At 37.0% G+C, this 14,642-nt stretch carries 13 protein-coding genes; 5 read left to right on the top strand and 8 right to left on the bottom strand.

The features are described 5' to 3' along the window. Positions 1–146: 146 nt before the first annotated feature. Positions 147–641, top strand: a complete 495-nt coding sequence (locus tag B1B04_RS17500) for a L,D-transpeptidase family protein (RefSeq protein WP_079562688.1) — start codon at positions 147–149, stop codon at positions 639–641. 167 nt (positions 642–808) lie between these two features. On the opposite strand, the gene B1B04_RS17495 is transcribed toward B1B04_RS17500, so the two are convergent. Next, on the bottom strand, positions 809–1,573 hold the full coding sequence (locus B1B04_RS17495) for a DUF2935 domain-containing protein (protein ID WP_079562687.1): 765 nt from the start codon (positions 1,571–1,573) through the stop codon (positions 809–811). 170 nt (positions 1,574–1,743) lie between these two features. Here B1B04_RS17495 and B1B04_RS17490 point away from each other — a divergent pair, with 170 nt between their 5' ends. Beyond that, positions 1,744–3,417: a ribonuclease J gene (locus B1B04_RS17490; protein ID WP_079562686.1), complete on the top strand. Its 1,674-nt coding sequence runs from the start codon at positions 1,744–1,746 to the stop codon at positions 3,415–3,417. Positions 3,418–3,486: 69 nt separating this feature from the next. On the opposite strand, the gene B1B04_RS17485 is transcribed toward B1B04_RS17490, so the two are convergent. Continuing rightward, positions 3,487–4,122 carry a restriction endonuclease subunit S gene (locus B1B04_RS17485; protein ID WP_240518326.1) on the bottom strand — a complete coding sequence of 212 codons (636 nt, stop codon included), beginning with the start codon at positions 4,120–4,122 and terminating at the stop codon, positions 3,487–3,489. 212 nt (positions 4,123–4,334) lie between these two features. On the opposite strand from B1B04_RS17485, the gene B1B04_RS17480 reads away from it, so the two are divergent. Further along, positions 4,335–4,724: a helix-turn-helix domain-containing protein gene (locus B1B04_RS17480; RefSeq protein ID WP_079562684.1), complete on the top strand. Its 390-nt coding sequence runs from the start codon at positions 4,335–4,337 to the stop codon at positions 4,722–4,724. Between the two features lie 210 nt (positions 4,725–4,934). Here the strand turns inward: B1B04_RS17480 and B1B04_RS17475 are convergent, their stop codons facing one another. After that, entirely contained in the window at positions 4,935–5,810 is an 876-nt protein-coding gene (locus B1B04_RS17475) for a radical SAM/SPASM domain-containing protein (protein WP_079562683.1), read from the bottom strand. A 185-nt stretch (positions 5,811–5,995) separates the two neighbouring features. On the opposite strand from B1B04_RS17475, the gene B1B04_RS17470 reads away from it, so the two are divergent. Next, positions 5,996–6,268 (top strand): hypothetical protein, encoded by a 273-nt coding sequence (locus B1B04_RS17470; RefSeq protein WP_240518325.1) that lies wholly within the window; start codon positions 5,996–5,998, stop codon positions 6,266–6,268. 464 nt (positions 6,269–6,732) lie between these two features. Here B1B04_RS17470 and B1B04_RS17465 read toward each other — a convergent pair whose 3' ends face one another. The 4 genes from B1B04_RS17465 to B1B04_RS17455 form a co-directional block, all read right to left on the bottom strand. After that, positions 6,733–8,130, bottom strand: a complete 1,398-nt coding sequence (locus B1B04_RS17465; RefSeq protein ID WP_079562731.1) for a SpoVR family protein — start codon at positions 8,128–8,130, stop codon at positions 6,733–6,735. A 33-nt stretch (positions 8,131–8,163) separates the two neighbouring features. After that, complete coding sequence (yhbH, locus tag B1B04_RS17460; protein WP_079562682.1) at positions 8,164–9,321, bottom strand: sporulation protein YhbH; 1,158 nt, start codon at positions 9,319–9,321, stop codon at positions 8,164–8,166. A 79-nt stretch (positions 9,322–9,400) separates the two neighbouring features. Further along, the gene (locus B1B04_RS25430) at positions 9,401–9,652 is read right to left on the bottom strand and encodes a hypothetical protein (RefSeq protein ID WP_139376985.1); all 252 of its coding nucleotides are present in this window, start codon (positions 9,650–9,652) and stop codon (positions 9,401–9,403) included. A 149-nt stretch (positions 9,653–9,801) separates the two neighbouring features. Continuing rightward, positions 9,802–11,697, bottom strand: coding sequence for a PrkA family serine protein kinase (locus B1B04_RS17455; protein ID WP_079562730.1), 1,896 nt, complete (start codon positions 11,695–11,697; stop codon positions 9,802–9,804). A 612-nt stretch (positions 11,698–12,309) separates the two neighbouring features. On the opposite strand from B1B04_RS17455, the gene B1B04_RS17445 reads away from it, so the two are divergent. Then, positions 12,310–13,314: a M23 family metallopeptidase gene (locus B1B04_RS17445; protein ID WP_079562680.1), complete on the top strand. Its 1,005-nt coding sequence runs from the start codon at positions 12,310–12,312 to the stop codon at positions 13,312–13,314. A 127-nt stretch (positions 13,315–13,441) separates the two neighbouring features. On the opposite strand, the gene B1B04_RS17440 is transcribed toward B1B04_RS17445, so the two are convergent. Beyond that, entirely contained in the window at positions 13,442–14,308 is an 867-nt protein-coding gene (locus B1B04_RS17440; protein ID WP_079562679.1) for a copper amine oxidase N-terminal domain-containing protein, read from the bottom strand. Positions 14,309–14,642: the final 334 nt, after the last annotated feature.

The raw sequence follows: 14,642 nt of genomic DNA, 5'->3' as shown, positions 1-14,642 counted from the left end.
ATAACTCCTCGATTACTGGAAATGGTTTGTTACTGCTTATCCTATCCAACTAACTACAGTTGCTATTCTCATGAAAATATAAAGGTATTTTTTATATCTACGGCATAACCTGTATTAATGCAACCACTTTATAGGAGGTGATGATTTTGATCCATACAGTTAAAGTAGGCGAAACCTTGTCCCAAATAGCTAGAAATTATCGTACACCGTTATCGTCCATAATTGCTGCTAATCCAGGGATAGATCCGAATGTACTTTATATAGGACAACAAATTGTTATTCCTGGATTCCCTAATCCAAATACGATCCCTTATAGAATAGATATTTCTACTGAAAATCGATGGCTACGGTTATATAAGGATAATGTTCTTCAAAAGCAATACCCAATTGCGGTTGGAAGGATGTTACATGATACACCTACTGGCGATTTTATAATCATTAACAAGGCTCCAAATCCCGGTGGTCCTTTTGGAACAATGTGGATGAGTTTATCTAAAGAGCATTACGGTATTCATGGAACTAATGATCCTAGCTCTATTGGTCATGCTGTTTCACGTGGCTGTATTCGTATGCATAATAAGGATGTCGAAGAGCTTGCAAGCATTGTCCCAATCGGTACTGGAGTTTTTATTCATCCATAAAAAGCCTCCAGACTAAAAACATTCCTAAAATTTTATCGGAATGTTTTTTAGTTTTATCGGAACATTATGTAGATTTATCGGAATGTTTTCCAAATTCATCGGTACATTATGCTGATTTATTGGAATAAAAAAGCAACCTGAAATCAAACCTCAGATTGCCATCGCTTTTAACCTTCACCTCTAGATTGTGCAAGCTTCGATAAATAGTATTGCTCCTCTCTTAGCATATGATCCGCCATTAGAGCTGTAAACGTTCCTAATACTTCTGCACTTAACTCCATTTCCTCTAACTCGCGTAAAAACGTTTTGAATAATTTCATTTCTAGATCTACATCTTGATTAAAGCGAGTTAATGCAGGGAAAGAGTCTATATTTGAACGTAAATATCCTGTAAGCTCCACTGCTTTTAAATAAAACTGTTCAAAATGTTGGGCAAAGGTAGTACTTTTTTGTCTCAATCTTCTTTCTACGCCATCCAAATCGTCATGAATAATACCTGCATGTCCTGAAGCATCTAAAAGCCAGAGTAAGTGATGATGTAGCTCATGAAAGATTGGCGGGACTTCCCCTTTCTTCAGATAGCTAAGTACATTTTGATATTCCTCTAGTTCATTCACCATGTGATTAATAAAGGAAGGTGATAAATGGATATTAATATTTCCCGATAATTGCTTTCGAAGGATATAAAATTTAAATTGCTTTAATTGCGTTACAGCTTCATCGACAGTAAGTGAAAAAGAAGCCGCATTATTGGCATCAATTGAATTCACATAGGTAAGAAGCTGAGAAAATTGATGAATAAATGAACTTGCTCTTTTTATATCCTCTGTTTCCGATGGATACAATGAATCATGAATAAATTGAGAATGGTCTTTTAATATTCTTAGCCAAAACCTATGTTCAAACATCGCATGCTGTAAGTAATTCGACAACCAGTCACATCCCCTTTATGCTCTACGTTCCTCTATTCTATTCTTCTTGAAAACCTAATATTATTGCCAAATGTTCTTTTCGTATAGGATGAAACGCTTCAAGCTATACTACATAATGCGAAATAAATCCAATGACATCCAAAACACTTGAAAATTAGGAGGAGATATACTTGTCCACAAAAAACAATACAGTATCAATTTTCGCCTTAGGTGGCATTAATGAGATTGGTAAAAATATGTATGTAGTACAGGTTGGGAATGATATTTTAATTATCGACTGTGGCGCTAAATTTCCAGACGAAAGCTTATTAGGCATCGATTTAATCATTCCTGACATTACGTACTTACAGGAAAATAAAGAGAAAATTAAAGCATTAATTGTGACACATGGTCACGAGGATCATATTGGCGGTATCCCTTATCTGCTTAAAAAAATAAATGTCCCTATTTATGCTACACGCTTTACGCTTGGGTTAATCCAACTAAAGCTGAAAGAGCATAAGCTTTTAAGAGAGTCAGAATTAATTGAAATTAATTCCGATTCATCTTTAAATTTCGGACAAGTTGATGTTAGTTTCTTTAGAACAAACCATAGTATACCTGATTGCTTAGGTATCGTTATGAATACACCTGAAGGAAATGTTGTACACACTGGCGATTTTAAATTTGATTTAACACCTGTCAATGATCAGTTTGCAGATATTCATAAGATGTCCGAGATTGGATCAGAAGGTGTACTATTACTTATTTCTGAAAGTACAAATGCAGAACGACCTGGTCTAACTCCTTCCGAGAAGCTTGTCGGTAATCATATTGAAGATGCTTTTTTACATGCCGACCGTAAAATTGTGATCTCTACTTTCGCCTCTAATGTTAATCGCATACAGCAAATTGTAAATGCAACGATTGCTACAAATAGAAAGCTTGCATTACTTGGCCGTAGTATGGTGAATGTTGTAGATGTCGCACTTGAGCGAGGCTATTTAGACGTTCCAGAGGATTTGTTAATTGATGCACGCGAAGTGAAATATCTCCCCCCTGAAGAAATTGTTGTACTATGTACGGGAAGTCAGGGAGAGCCATTAGCTGCACTCTCTCGCTTAGCAAGCGGCAATCATCGCGAAGTGAAAATTTTACCTGAGGACACAGTTATTTTAGCTTCATCCCCTATTCCAGGGAATGAGAAAGGTGTATCACGGATCGTTGATAATTTATTCCAGCTAGGTGCGAAAGTTATTTATGGTTCCTCTAGTCATACAGGTATGCACGTTTCTGGTCATGGTCATCAGGAAGATTTAAAACTGATGCTGACACTAATGAAACCTAAATTTTTCATTCCGATTCATGGTGAATTCCGTATGTTACATCAGCATCGTTTACTAGCTGAGTCCGTTGGTGTCAAAAGAGGACATACGTTTATTATGAAAAACGGGGATGTTGTTGATATTGAAAATTCCATGGCTAGACAAACACGTAAAATTCCTTCAGGGGATACGTATGTCGACGGAATCGGTATCGGTGAAGTCGAAGGAATAGTTTTACGCGATCGTAAACAGCTTTCTGAAGACGGTATGCTTGTCATCGTGATCACACTTAATAAAGTAGATGGTGCCTTTATTTCAGAACCAGATACAATTTCACGAGGCTTTGTTTATGCTAAAGACTTTGAGGCGCTTTTAACGAAAGTAAATATTCTCGTGAAAGAAACGGTAAATGAGCTTCAAGAAGAAAATAAGCAGCAAATACATGTTTTAAAAAGAGAAATCAAAAGAGCTGTCGGTCAGTATCTATTTTCGCAAACAAAAAGAAAACCAATGATTTTACCAATAATCATTGAAATTTAAAAATGTCGGTGTAAAGGCACAAGCCCAAACACCGACATTTTTATCCCGTAAATTGAGGCTGTGATGAATTTATTTATGCTCACCCTTAAAAATTTTATATAACATATGATTGTAAAGATACTGAGCCTGTTGAAACCCATAATGTAAACTTTTTGAATGATGTTCAACTTGCACCGAAACATTGTCAAAATGCTGCGGTAGCCCCTCTACTGCTGTCAACAACGGCTCTTTACTTTTTAATAAAAGCTGAATCGTATTTAAAGTTTGCACTATTTTATTTTGGATATCTATCATCGGAAGATTAATCGGTATATGGTACAAATGCTGCCATTCTTTATTCATTTTATACCATCTAAGAAAATGTAATAAATAATCGCTTAAAACAATTGTTTCATTTGGAATAATAGCAACGATCTCACTTGCGATACATAGTTCAGTTTCACTCTGATATATATATTTATTGGTGTCCTTCAAATTAGCTTTAGTAAGAATGATGGTTTTAGCTGGTACCGGTACACATTTACAATGTTTTCCAAAGGTAATATTAACTTTTGGTAATTGCTCAATATCACCGTCTAGCATTAACTTTTTTAAATTATCTGCTGTAATGAGAGGTACACCGATGTTTGTAAAATACTTTTTGCTCGGTATTATTTTTCCCTCTTCTATTGTAGCAACCTCATCTAATCGATAACACTTTACCATGCCTGAATCCTCCAATCCTCCACTTAATTAGGTATACTCTAAAACAAGCTACTGAAGAATCAACCACACTGTTTTACACAAGTCTTTTCTCATAATAAAAACCCCTACTAATTATTGTACCATTTTACTATAACATTTTGTCTATTATACCACTATAATGGTATAGGCATTTTTAATGTTTTTCACTAGCTTTTTACATAGAGGTGAATCATATGTCAGACTTTTTAAAGCTAGTAGGCGAACAACTCCGTATTATTAGAGTTTCAAAGGGGCTTAGTCAGGAAGAAGTAGCAGAAAAAACAGGGAAACTAGGTTTTAGTAAAGGACGAATCTCAAACATTGAACATGGGCAATCTAATATCACATTAAGCACTTTAGAAACGCTGATGAAAGCATTAGATATTGCACCTGAGGAGCTTTTTAATTTTCAAAAATTATCTGGTGTCACTGATATTGAAGAAAAGAACATTATGCTCGACATACATCGATCATTATTAAGGGAGCGCAATTTAGACGAGGTGAAATACGTAGTACGTATTACGAATGATTTTTTAAATACTATTGATTCACAATCAAAGAAAAATAGCTCCAATAATCAATAACGTTGGAGCTATTTTAGCGAGCTACAATTTTTTTCTAAAGTTCTACTTAATGTGTAGGGCTTTGGTTGACCCGCTTCGCTCACATTTAATAAATCGCATACGTATGAACAAGTGCCCTATTTTTAATGTGGACTTCTCTATTTGCTTGAATAGAGTAAAATCCCCCTATACAAAAAATCCATTTAGTTTAAAACCAAATGGATCTGTTTATTACATTCCAAATTTTTGACGATAGCCGCATTTTCTACATAGCTCTTCGACTGCTTCCCTACGTGAAAATCCATCGACAATATTATTCGCACGTTCACCTTGAACAATGTCTGTGAAGGATTTCTCGTTCACATTCCCCAAATTAATGACGCCCTCACCGTCAAGACAGCATGGCACTACTGTACCATCCACTAAAATAGCGGCTTGGCTTCTAAGTGCATGGCAAAAGCCTTTTCCTTCATCCTCAGGCTCCAATAAACTTGGCCACTTGAATTCATGATCCTGATTTAAATAAATATTATTAGCAATCTTTACACCTTTACCAGGCTGTACTTTTTCTTCGATGCGATAATCCAGATTATATTCATTTTCTAGAATTTCGAGTGTTTCACGATTTCTTCGTGCCGCGATATCTGTCATATGATCCTTTTGTAAATTCCATAAACGATATGAAATAATCGTATTATAATCTTTTGAATCACGCACAAAGTCTAATATATCCCCTAAGTATTTCTCACGATTTTCCGACCCCTCATGACCGTCGAAACTATGCAATGAAAAATTGATTTGGCGTAAAGCTGGTTTCCCTAATATCTTTTCACGATTCTTTTTAATCAGTGTACCGTTCGTTGTAATATTAACTTTAAAACCTTTCTCATGTGCTGCGTCAAGCAACTGATCAATACGCGGGTGTAAAAGAGGCTCTCCTTTTACATGCAAATAAATATATTTCGTATGAGGACGTATTTCATCCAATATTTTATTAAATTGTTCTACTTTAATAAGTCCCTTTGCACGAGCAGTTGGAGGACAAAAGCTACATGCTAAATTGCAGACACTCGTTATTTCTATATAAACCTTTTTAAATGTTCTCAACGTTGATTCACCGTTCCAGTTCTTCTTATATTCAAATCCTATTCATTTTAACAAATTTTACGATAAGGAACAGTTTTTCAGTCTCCATCCCTCACATTATTTATCAACTTAGGGCTACATGAACAAGTAAACTTGAGAAAGATTAATAACTTAGTATTAATGCTGAAAATAAGGAGGTGAAAACTATGTCTGACGATAAATTTGATAATGAACGTTCAAAGGAGCCAGCTAAAAATAATATTACCATCCATCTTACTATTAATATTGGCAATACAGATAACCATGTTAAACAAAAGGCTGAAGGTAGAGGACAAATAAATAATGATGTAGGTACTAACGCCAACCAAGGCGACCAAAACGCCAAAAACGGTAGTACTAGAAATGTAAACTCACAATTGGCTGATGGAGACGGCAGAAGTGAAATCGCTGGTGACGATAATGATGAAACTTGGGGATAACAAAGAATAAAAGTAAAGGACAGCTTAGTAATCAACAGCGATATCCATTCATCTTCGAAACATAGTGAAAGTAGTGAAGATGAATCCTCTCCATTGTTAGATGAATATAAAAACGAATAAAACTTATGGGCTCATCACCAAAGTTCTGGATAAAATATATTGAAAGTACGCTATGTTATAAATTGATCTTCGTTACGGCTGGGCGACTCCTCGGGGATCAGCGGTAGAGGAACGAAGGCTAAAACCACCACGTTCTGTGATAACGCCTCCAGGAAGCTGAGCGAAAGCGTAGCGACAGCAACAACAAATGTTTTAACTGTGCGAAAGCGAAGCGTCAGCAACAAAGCGCCCAGTAGGAACGGAAATCAACCCTACATTATGGAAATGAACCTTTATGTAAGACTTTCAAAAATTAAAACTTCTATCTGCTGGAATATTTTATACCAACAGATAGAAGTTTTTTGTTACACATTACGTTTATAGTTTTTTGTCCCATCATATGAATAAAGCATTGGCTTTCCATCCACATATGTTTCTAAATGAACAGGACGACCCCATAGCTGATAAACATAGGGCAAAACGTTCTCTAAATAGTGCGGATCGAGCTCCGTTCCCTCAAAGCCATGCGATAAATAGAGCTCTCCATTGCGAAGGTAATCGCCATTTTTAACGACGATATACGGGAATCCCCCGTTTACACGCATCGATACGAGCTGATCACGTACCATTTCATGATCCTTATCTGTAATACGGTATTCATTCCCCTTTTTCTGGAACAAATAAAGATCCTCTCGCTTAGCTAGATCCTTCGTTAAATAGTTGCGTATAAAGGATATGTCCGACTCTATCTCTCTTACCTCAAACATTTTCTCTCGACCTGAGTTAGGTTGAACGCCTAGCTTTCTCATCTCTTCTGTCGGATGATTATAACGGTTTTCAATATCCTCGAAAATTTTCACACCAAGGTAATAAGGATTAATCGTCGTTTTTGAAGGCTGCACAACACCTGCATTTAATTTCGCATACTCAATCGTTTCAGCTGTTGTTAGCTTGAGCTCACGCATAATACGTTGATGCCAAAAAGAAGCCCAACCCTCATTCATAATTTTTGTCTCTAATTGTGGCCAAAAATAAAGCATTTCCTCACGCATCATCGTTAATATATCTCGCTGCCAGTCCTCGAGCTCTCGACTGTGCTCCTCTAAAAATAGCAATAAATCTTTTTCTGGTTTTGGGGGGAAGTGCTTTATTTTTCGCCTGATCGATTTATACTCTTTTTCCTTTTCATCTAACTTCCATAGATCATCATACGGCGATTTTGATTGAGAAATCTCCTCTTCAAATTCATCCTCCGTATTCCAAGCCAATTTTGGTCGTAAAAGGGATGGGTCGATATGCTCCTGAATCGCTAAAATCGCATCTAAAAACTGCTCGACTTCATCCTTTCCATATTCTCTTTCATAACCAGCTATCCTTTCAGCTGTTGCCGTCATGCTCTCCACCATATCTCTTCTAGTATTGGAGAAGCGTACATTATTCTTAAAGAAATCGCAGTGCGCCAATACATGCGCAATAATTAATTTATTTTGTGTTAACGTATTTGTATCAAGTAAAAATGCATAACATGGGTTTGAGTTAATCACTAGCTCATAGATTTGACTTAGCCCTAAATCATATTGAAGCTTCATTTTATGAAATTGTTTACCGAAGCTCCAATGTGAAAATCGAGTAGGCATACCATATGCGCCAAATGTATAAATAATATCTGCCGGACAAATTTCATAACGCATCGGAAAGAAATCTAAGCCAAAGCTTGAGGCAATTTCTGTAATTTCATCAATCGCTCGTTCAAGCTCTTTCATCTCCACTTTTTAGTCCCCTCCTTTGAACATGGTTTATGATTCATTTTTTTTGAAAAAGCTCTTTAAGGCATCGTATACATCGCCTTTTTTTCTTAAAATATGATACCTAAACTTAGGATCATCTACTTTTTTATAGGTGTACATAAGTGTAGAGAAGCGGTTATGCTGATTGACTTCCCCATATCCAAACATGCTCGATACTTCCATCAACTCTCCCACTAGCTTCAAGCACTTTTCATTATCCATTGATATATTTTCACCATCTGAAAAATGTACTGGATAAATATTGTAGCGAGAAGGATTATACTTTTCCCGAATTAGCTCCAATGCCTTTATATAGGCAGATGAACAAATCGTCCCTCCACTTTCTCCCTTCGTGAAAAATTCTTCTTCTGTCACTACTTTTGCCTCTGTATGATGCGCAATAAACTCAATTTCCACGGTTTCATACTTGGAGCGCAAAAATTTTGTCATCCAAAAGAAGAAGCTCCTAGCACAATATTTTTCGAAAGAACCCATCGAGCCACTTGTATCCATCATGGCAAGAACTACTGCCTTTGATTCAGGTTTTTCCACTTCATCCCACGTTTTAAAACGTAGATCATCATTATGAATCGGCGTAATTTCTGGTTTTCCTTTCATCGCATTACGCTTTAGCGCATTAAGGATGGTGCGCTTTTTATCGACATTTCCCATTAAACCTTTTTTCCTAATATCGTTAAATTCGATTTTTTCCGTTTTAATATCCGCTTTTTCTTTTTGCTGCAGGTTTGGTAGTTCAAGCTCGTTAAATAATACATTTTGAACCTCTTCAATGCTTACTTCAGCTTCATAATAATCATGGCCTGGCTTGTCACCAGCTTCTTTTCCTTTACCATTAGCCTGATTGCCTTTGCTTGCATCACGCGCAACCACATCACCTACATTACTGTCTCCTTGCCCTTGCCCAACATGCTTGGAGTTATCATAGTTATATCGAATTTTATATTCATCAAGTGAACGTATAGGGATTTTTATAACCTCGCGACCATTGGACATGACAATACTTTCTTCACTAACTAAATCAGGTAAATTATTTTTAATAGCATCTTTTACTTTTTCCATATGCCGTTGCTGGTCCTGGTGCCCTTTACGATGGAGGGACCAATTTTCCTGAGAAATGGCAAAACGTTTATTTTCGTTTTCAGTCATTTTTATCCTCACCCATCTATCAAATTCGTTTTTTCTATACTATGCTAGTGATTCACTTTCTTGAACTTTTTTAGAAAAATCAATTACACTTCGTGGTTACTTCACTTATGGCAAAAACTAAGTGAATGAAGATCAATTTCGCCTTGGCGTAATTGTTGTTATTGTTGTTGCTGTCGCTTCGCTTTCGCACAGATAAAACCTTGTTGTTGCTGTCGCTTCGCTTTCGCACAGATAAATCCTTGTTGTTGCTGCCGCTCGCTTTCGCACAAATAAAACCTTGTTGTTGCTGCCACTTCACTTTCGCACAGATAAAACCTTGTTGCTGTCCCACAGAAATTTGCCACAGGACATAGCGAGTTCCTCTATTTCAGTAGATGTTTGGACACCCACTGAATGAAGATAAAAGGAGTGCCCTTAAATGGACACTCCTATTCACTCCTATCAATAGTCTTATAATTTCCTCTGAATAGGTCAAAATTATTAACGATTTAACAGGCTACCTACGTACTGCAATAATTCATTAGCAGATGTTGGATTATAGCCATGTTCATCAACAAGTCTCGCTACAACTTCATTAATCTTCTTCAGCTGTAATTCATCTGGCATTTTTGAAGATGTTGTAATTTTCACGACATCCTTGAGATCCGCAAATAGTTTCTTCTGTATTGCCTCTCGTAATCTTTCATGAGAATTATAGTCAAAACGCTTACCTTTTCGAGCATAAGCAGAAATACGAATGAGTATCTCTTCACGGAATGCTTTTTTCGCATTTTCCGAAATGCCAATTTGCTCCTCGATAGAGCGCATTAATTTTTCATCTGGATTCATTTCCTCACCAGTCAATGGATCTAAAATTTTATTTTTATTACAAAACGCTTCTACATTATCAAGATAATTATTCATTAATGTTTTTGCAGACTCTTCATATGAATAAACGAAAGCTTTTTGCACTTCGTTCTTCGCAATATCATCATACTCTCTTCGAGCAACTGCAATATAGTTCATATATTTTTCTCGATCTTCCTGAGAAATTGAAGCATGTTGGTCAAGCCCATCTTTTAGTGCACGCAGAACATCTAACGCATTAATGGATGGTACCTCTTTTCGGATAATAGCAGAAGAAATACGATTAATAATATACCGTGGATCAATACCGTTCATGCCTTCGTTCGGAAACTCTTTTTTAAGTTCCTCTAAGTCAACGGAATTAAATCCCTCCACATTTTCTCCGTCGTACAGTCGCATTTTTTTAATAAGATCCACACCTTGTTTTTTCGGTACTTCCAGTCTTGTTAGAACCGAAAAGATTGCTGCGGCCTTTAATGCATGTGGCGCAATATGAACATGGGACATATCGCTCTCTTTAATCATTTTTTCGTAAATCAATTCTTCCTGACTAACTTTTAAGTTATACGGAATCGGCATCACAATAATACGAGAATGTAATGCTTCATTCTTTTTATTTGAAATAAATGAGCGATACTCCGTTTCGTTTGTATGTGCAACAATTAACTCATCTGCACTAATTAACGCAAATCGCCCTGCTTTAAAATTACCTTCCTGCGTTAAAGACAATAAATTCCACAAGAATTTTTCATCAAGTTTTAACATTTCTTGGAATTCCATCATACCTCTGTTTGCCTTATTTAGCTCACCATCAAAACGATAAGCACGAGGATCAGATTCTGAACCAAATTCGCCAATTGTGGAAAAATCGATACTACCTGTTAAATCAGCAATATCTTGCGATTTAGGATCTGATGGTGTAAATGTTCCTATGCCTACACGTTTGTCTTCCGAAAAAGTAATACGTTCAATCATCACATTTTCAATGCGTCCATCATACTCCTTTTCAAGACGCATCGTATTTAAAGGCGATAAACTTCCTTCAATTCGTATACCATACTCCTCGTAAAATTCATTACGCAAATGATGTGGAATTAAATGTAGTGGATCTTCATGCATTGGACATCCTTTAATTGCGAAAACCGCGCCTTCATCTGTTCGCGAAAATTGCTCAAGTCCGCGTTTCAACAAGGTCACTATTGTTGATTTACCACCACTTACTGGTCCCATTAATAACAAAATACGTTTTCTAACATCTAATCTTCGTGCTGCCGGATGGAAATATTCCTCCACCAGTCTTTCAATTGCTGTTTCAAGCCCAAAAATTTCTTGCCCGAAAAATTTGTACATTTTTTGCCCATCGCGTTCCTCTACACCACTACTCTTTATCATATTGTAGACGCGTGAATGGGCTGTTTGAGCGACTTCAGGTCTTTCCTTGATGATGTTTAAGTAATCTGCAAATGTACCTTCCCACTTTAGCCGGTTTTCTTCTTCGCGATAGCTTTTCACTTTATCTAAAATGTTAATAGCCTTCCCTCCATTCAGGGCTTGATTTATAACATAGTATGAAGGAAATGGCATTATGATACCCAATACTTTTTCTTTGTCAAAGTTTCTTCTTATTGCCTTTAATTTTTTCCTACTGAATAAGGAATTTTATCGCAAAAACAAAAATAACGGATTTAAACATGAACCATTTCACCTGACGCTTTTTAGCCAATTTCCAGGGATTATTTTTTTGAAACTATGCCTGAATATAAGTTGATCTTCGTTACGACTGGGCGACTCCTTGGGGATTAGCGATATAGAGGAACGAAGGCTAAAAGCATCACATCCTGCGATAACGCCTTCGTGACCAACATCCTGTTGCCCCGACGCCCCAGGAAGCTCTGCGCGAAAGCGAAGCGGCAGCGAAAAATGTTTTATCTGTGCGAAAGCGTAGCGACAGCAACAACAAATGTTTTCTGTAGCGAAAGCGAAGCGGCAGCTACAAAGCGCCTAGTCGGAACGGAAATCAACCCTACGCTATGAGGTTTTTTTCACGAAAATTGCTCATTTTTACCGCTTCGTTTTCCCACAAAAAGTACTGAATGAAGATAAAAAATTCGGTTATTCTAACGTTAGAAAGGAGGTCCTTTATTGAATCGCCATTTTATATTCCTTTTATCATGGATGTTATTATGGAGTTTTACTCTCCCCACTGTTGCGTTCGCAAAAGAAGAACCTACACAAGAAGAAATTGTGCAGCAACGTATGGCCTACTACGTACAATTTGACGAATTACTCATCCCTTGGCATTTCTTAGCAGCCATTGACCAATACGAACGCAATTTGCAATCCGTTCGTAAAGATATTCCGGAACGGGATGGTATTATTTCCATTCAATTTTCTGATGAATATTGGTCAGGCGCTTTAAATCCTGTAAGAGATGATACTCGCCCAGATACTATTAGTTACTTTGGCGGAATGGGGTTAGATGGCAACGGTGATGGAGTTGCCAGTCCAAAGGATGATACCGATACAATATTCTCCATGGCTACTTTTTTAAGCAAATTTGGAACAACTGATGAAGACTTTAAATTAGCTTTATGGGAGTATTACGGAAGTGAACAGGCTGTAAATCAAATCTTCACCATTTCCAAAATGTATAGTCATTTCAAAACAACTGAGCTTGACGATCACACATTCCCAGTCCCTACTAATTATGATTACAGCTATCGAAGTACATGGGGTGCCAATAGGGGCTGGGGTGGACGACGTATTCATGAAGGTACAGATATTTTCGCTAGCTATGGTACTCCAGTGCTCTCTACCTCTTATGGGGTAGTAGAGATAAAGGGCTGGAACCAATTTGGTGGTTGGCGCATAGGCATTCGAGATAATCACAACTCCTATCATTATTATGCCCATCTCGGTAGTTATAATAAGAAAATTAAAGTAGGAGACCTTGTCGAACCTGGAACTGTCCTCGGTACTGTTGGTAGCTCTGGCTACGGTAAAGAAGGAACTTCCGGAAAATTCCCGCCTCATCTTCACTACGGCATTTACAAATTCAATGGACGTACAGAATGGGCATTTGATCCATATCCATCTTTACTGCAATGGGAACGACAAGCAAAAAAAGCAAAGCAAAACAGTAATTAAATGTTGCACACAAAAAAGAAGGATAGATAAAATTATCCATCCTTCTTTTTTGCTACATATATCCGGTAATTTCTAAAGCTTCTATGATTTTTTAGCCGAGCTCAGTCGCTAATCTACCACAAGCTTTCTACCTCTGATCTGTCCGTTTCTCCCCTTCAATTTTTAGAACTAGCTTGTTGCTATTTCCCTGAGGGAATTTTCCCAGCTCCGTATCTTTGCCCTGAGCGTCTACAATTCCATAAGTGAATAAGCCACGCATATACTCGTCCAAGAAATAAACATAGCTTTTAAAGGTTGGTTTCGCTCCCCACTCTCGTTTAGCCACATCATCCTTCTGCCATTTAATGACTGCCAGACCTTTATTATTCACTTCATAATAAGCATCGCCAGAGCCGGCGAGATCCAGCGGGAAACGCAATGCTTCTCCTTCTGGAAACGTGTAATAGAAGTAATTATACCCTTCACCAGCATGAAGAGGTGGCACTTCCTCTGTAAGTTTTTCTAGTCCGAGCGCAATATGACGCGCCTTCATGAGATCCCCGTGCATCAGTGTCTCGTATTCTTCCTGACCCGCAGGTGTACGGACAATAACCCGTTTATCTTTGTTATTGTAATAGACATAACCGTCAAGTGTCTCGCTAATGAAACGAATTGGCACATAAGTGCTACCGTTTTTATTTACTACTGCAGCATCTAATTTTATTGTTTTCCCATTAACCGTTGCTGTCTTTTTTCCCGCCACAAGCTGTACTTTCTTACTCTTATCTTTATTTTGAATCGTGACGATACCGGTCTTAGGATTATAAGCGAGCACAGGCCATGACGGGTCGCTCAGAGACCTTAGTTTAACCATTGTTCGTCCATCAACCGTAATAAAGTCATACTCAGCTTTACCGTTGACAAAAAGAGAATTAGAGGAAGCCGCATGTGCTGAAGTATTGCCAATAAAGCTCACAAGTATCACGAAGCCTATTATTTTGAAGCATTTGTTCATACCATATCCCTCCTATAATCGCATCGTTTTTCTGAACAATTATAATTCAAACTAAAATATGGATAATAATAGCAACAACTTTATAAAAGCTCATCAGTTAGGTATAAATACATAAAGGCATTAAAAAAACATCAGAATTTCTATTTAGACGTATATATTTAACTATCTATCATTCATAACTAGAAATTGTTATTGTACTAAAAAACCATTTTTAATTTTTTCCATTAAAAGGGCTTATGTATATATCTAATTAGTTATAAAATATATTTGTACTATAACAATTATGATTTCGATTTTTTTACAGTTCTACATTGAAAATGAACAATAAAAGGAT

This window comes from Lysinibacillus sp. KCTC 33748 (genome assembly GCF_002237755.1).
Lineage (GTDB): Bacteria > Bacillota > Bacilli > Bacillales_A > Planococcaceae > Lysinibacillus.
Note: the sequence above shows the minus strand (reverse complement) of the source record. Positions and strands in the feature narration are given on the sequence as shown.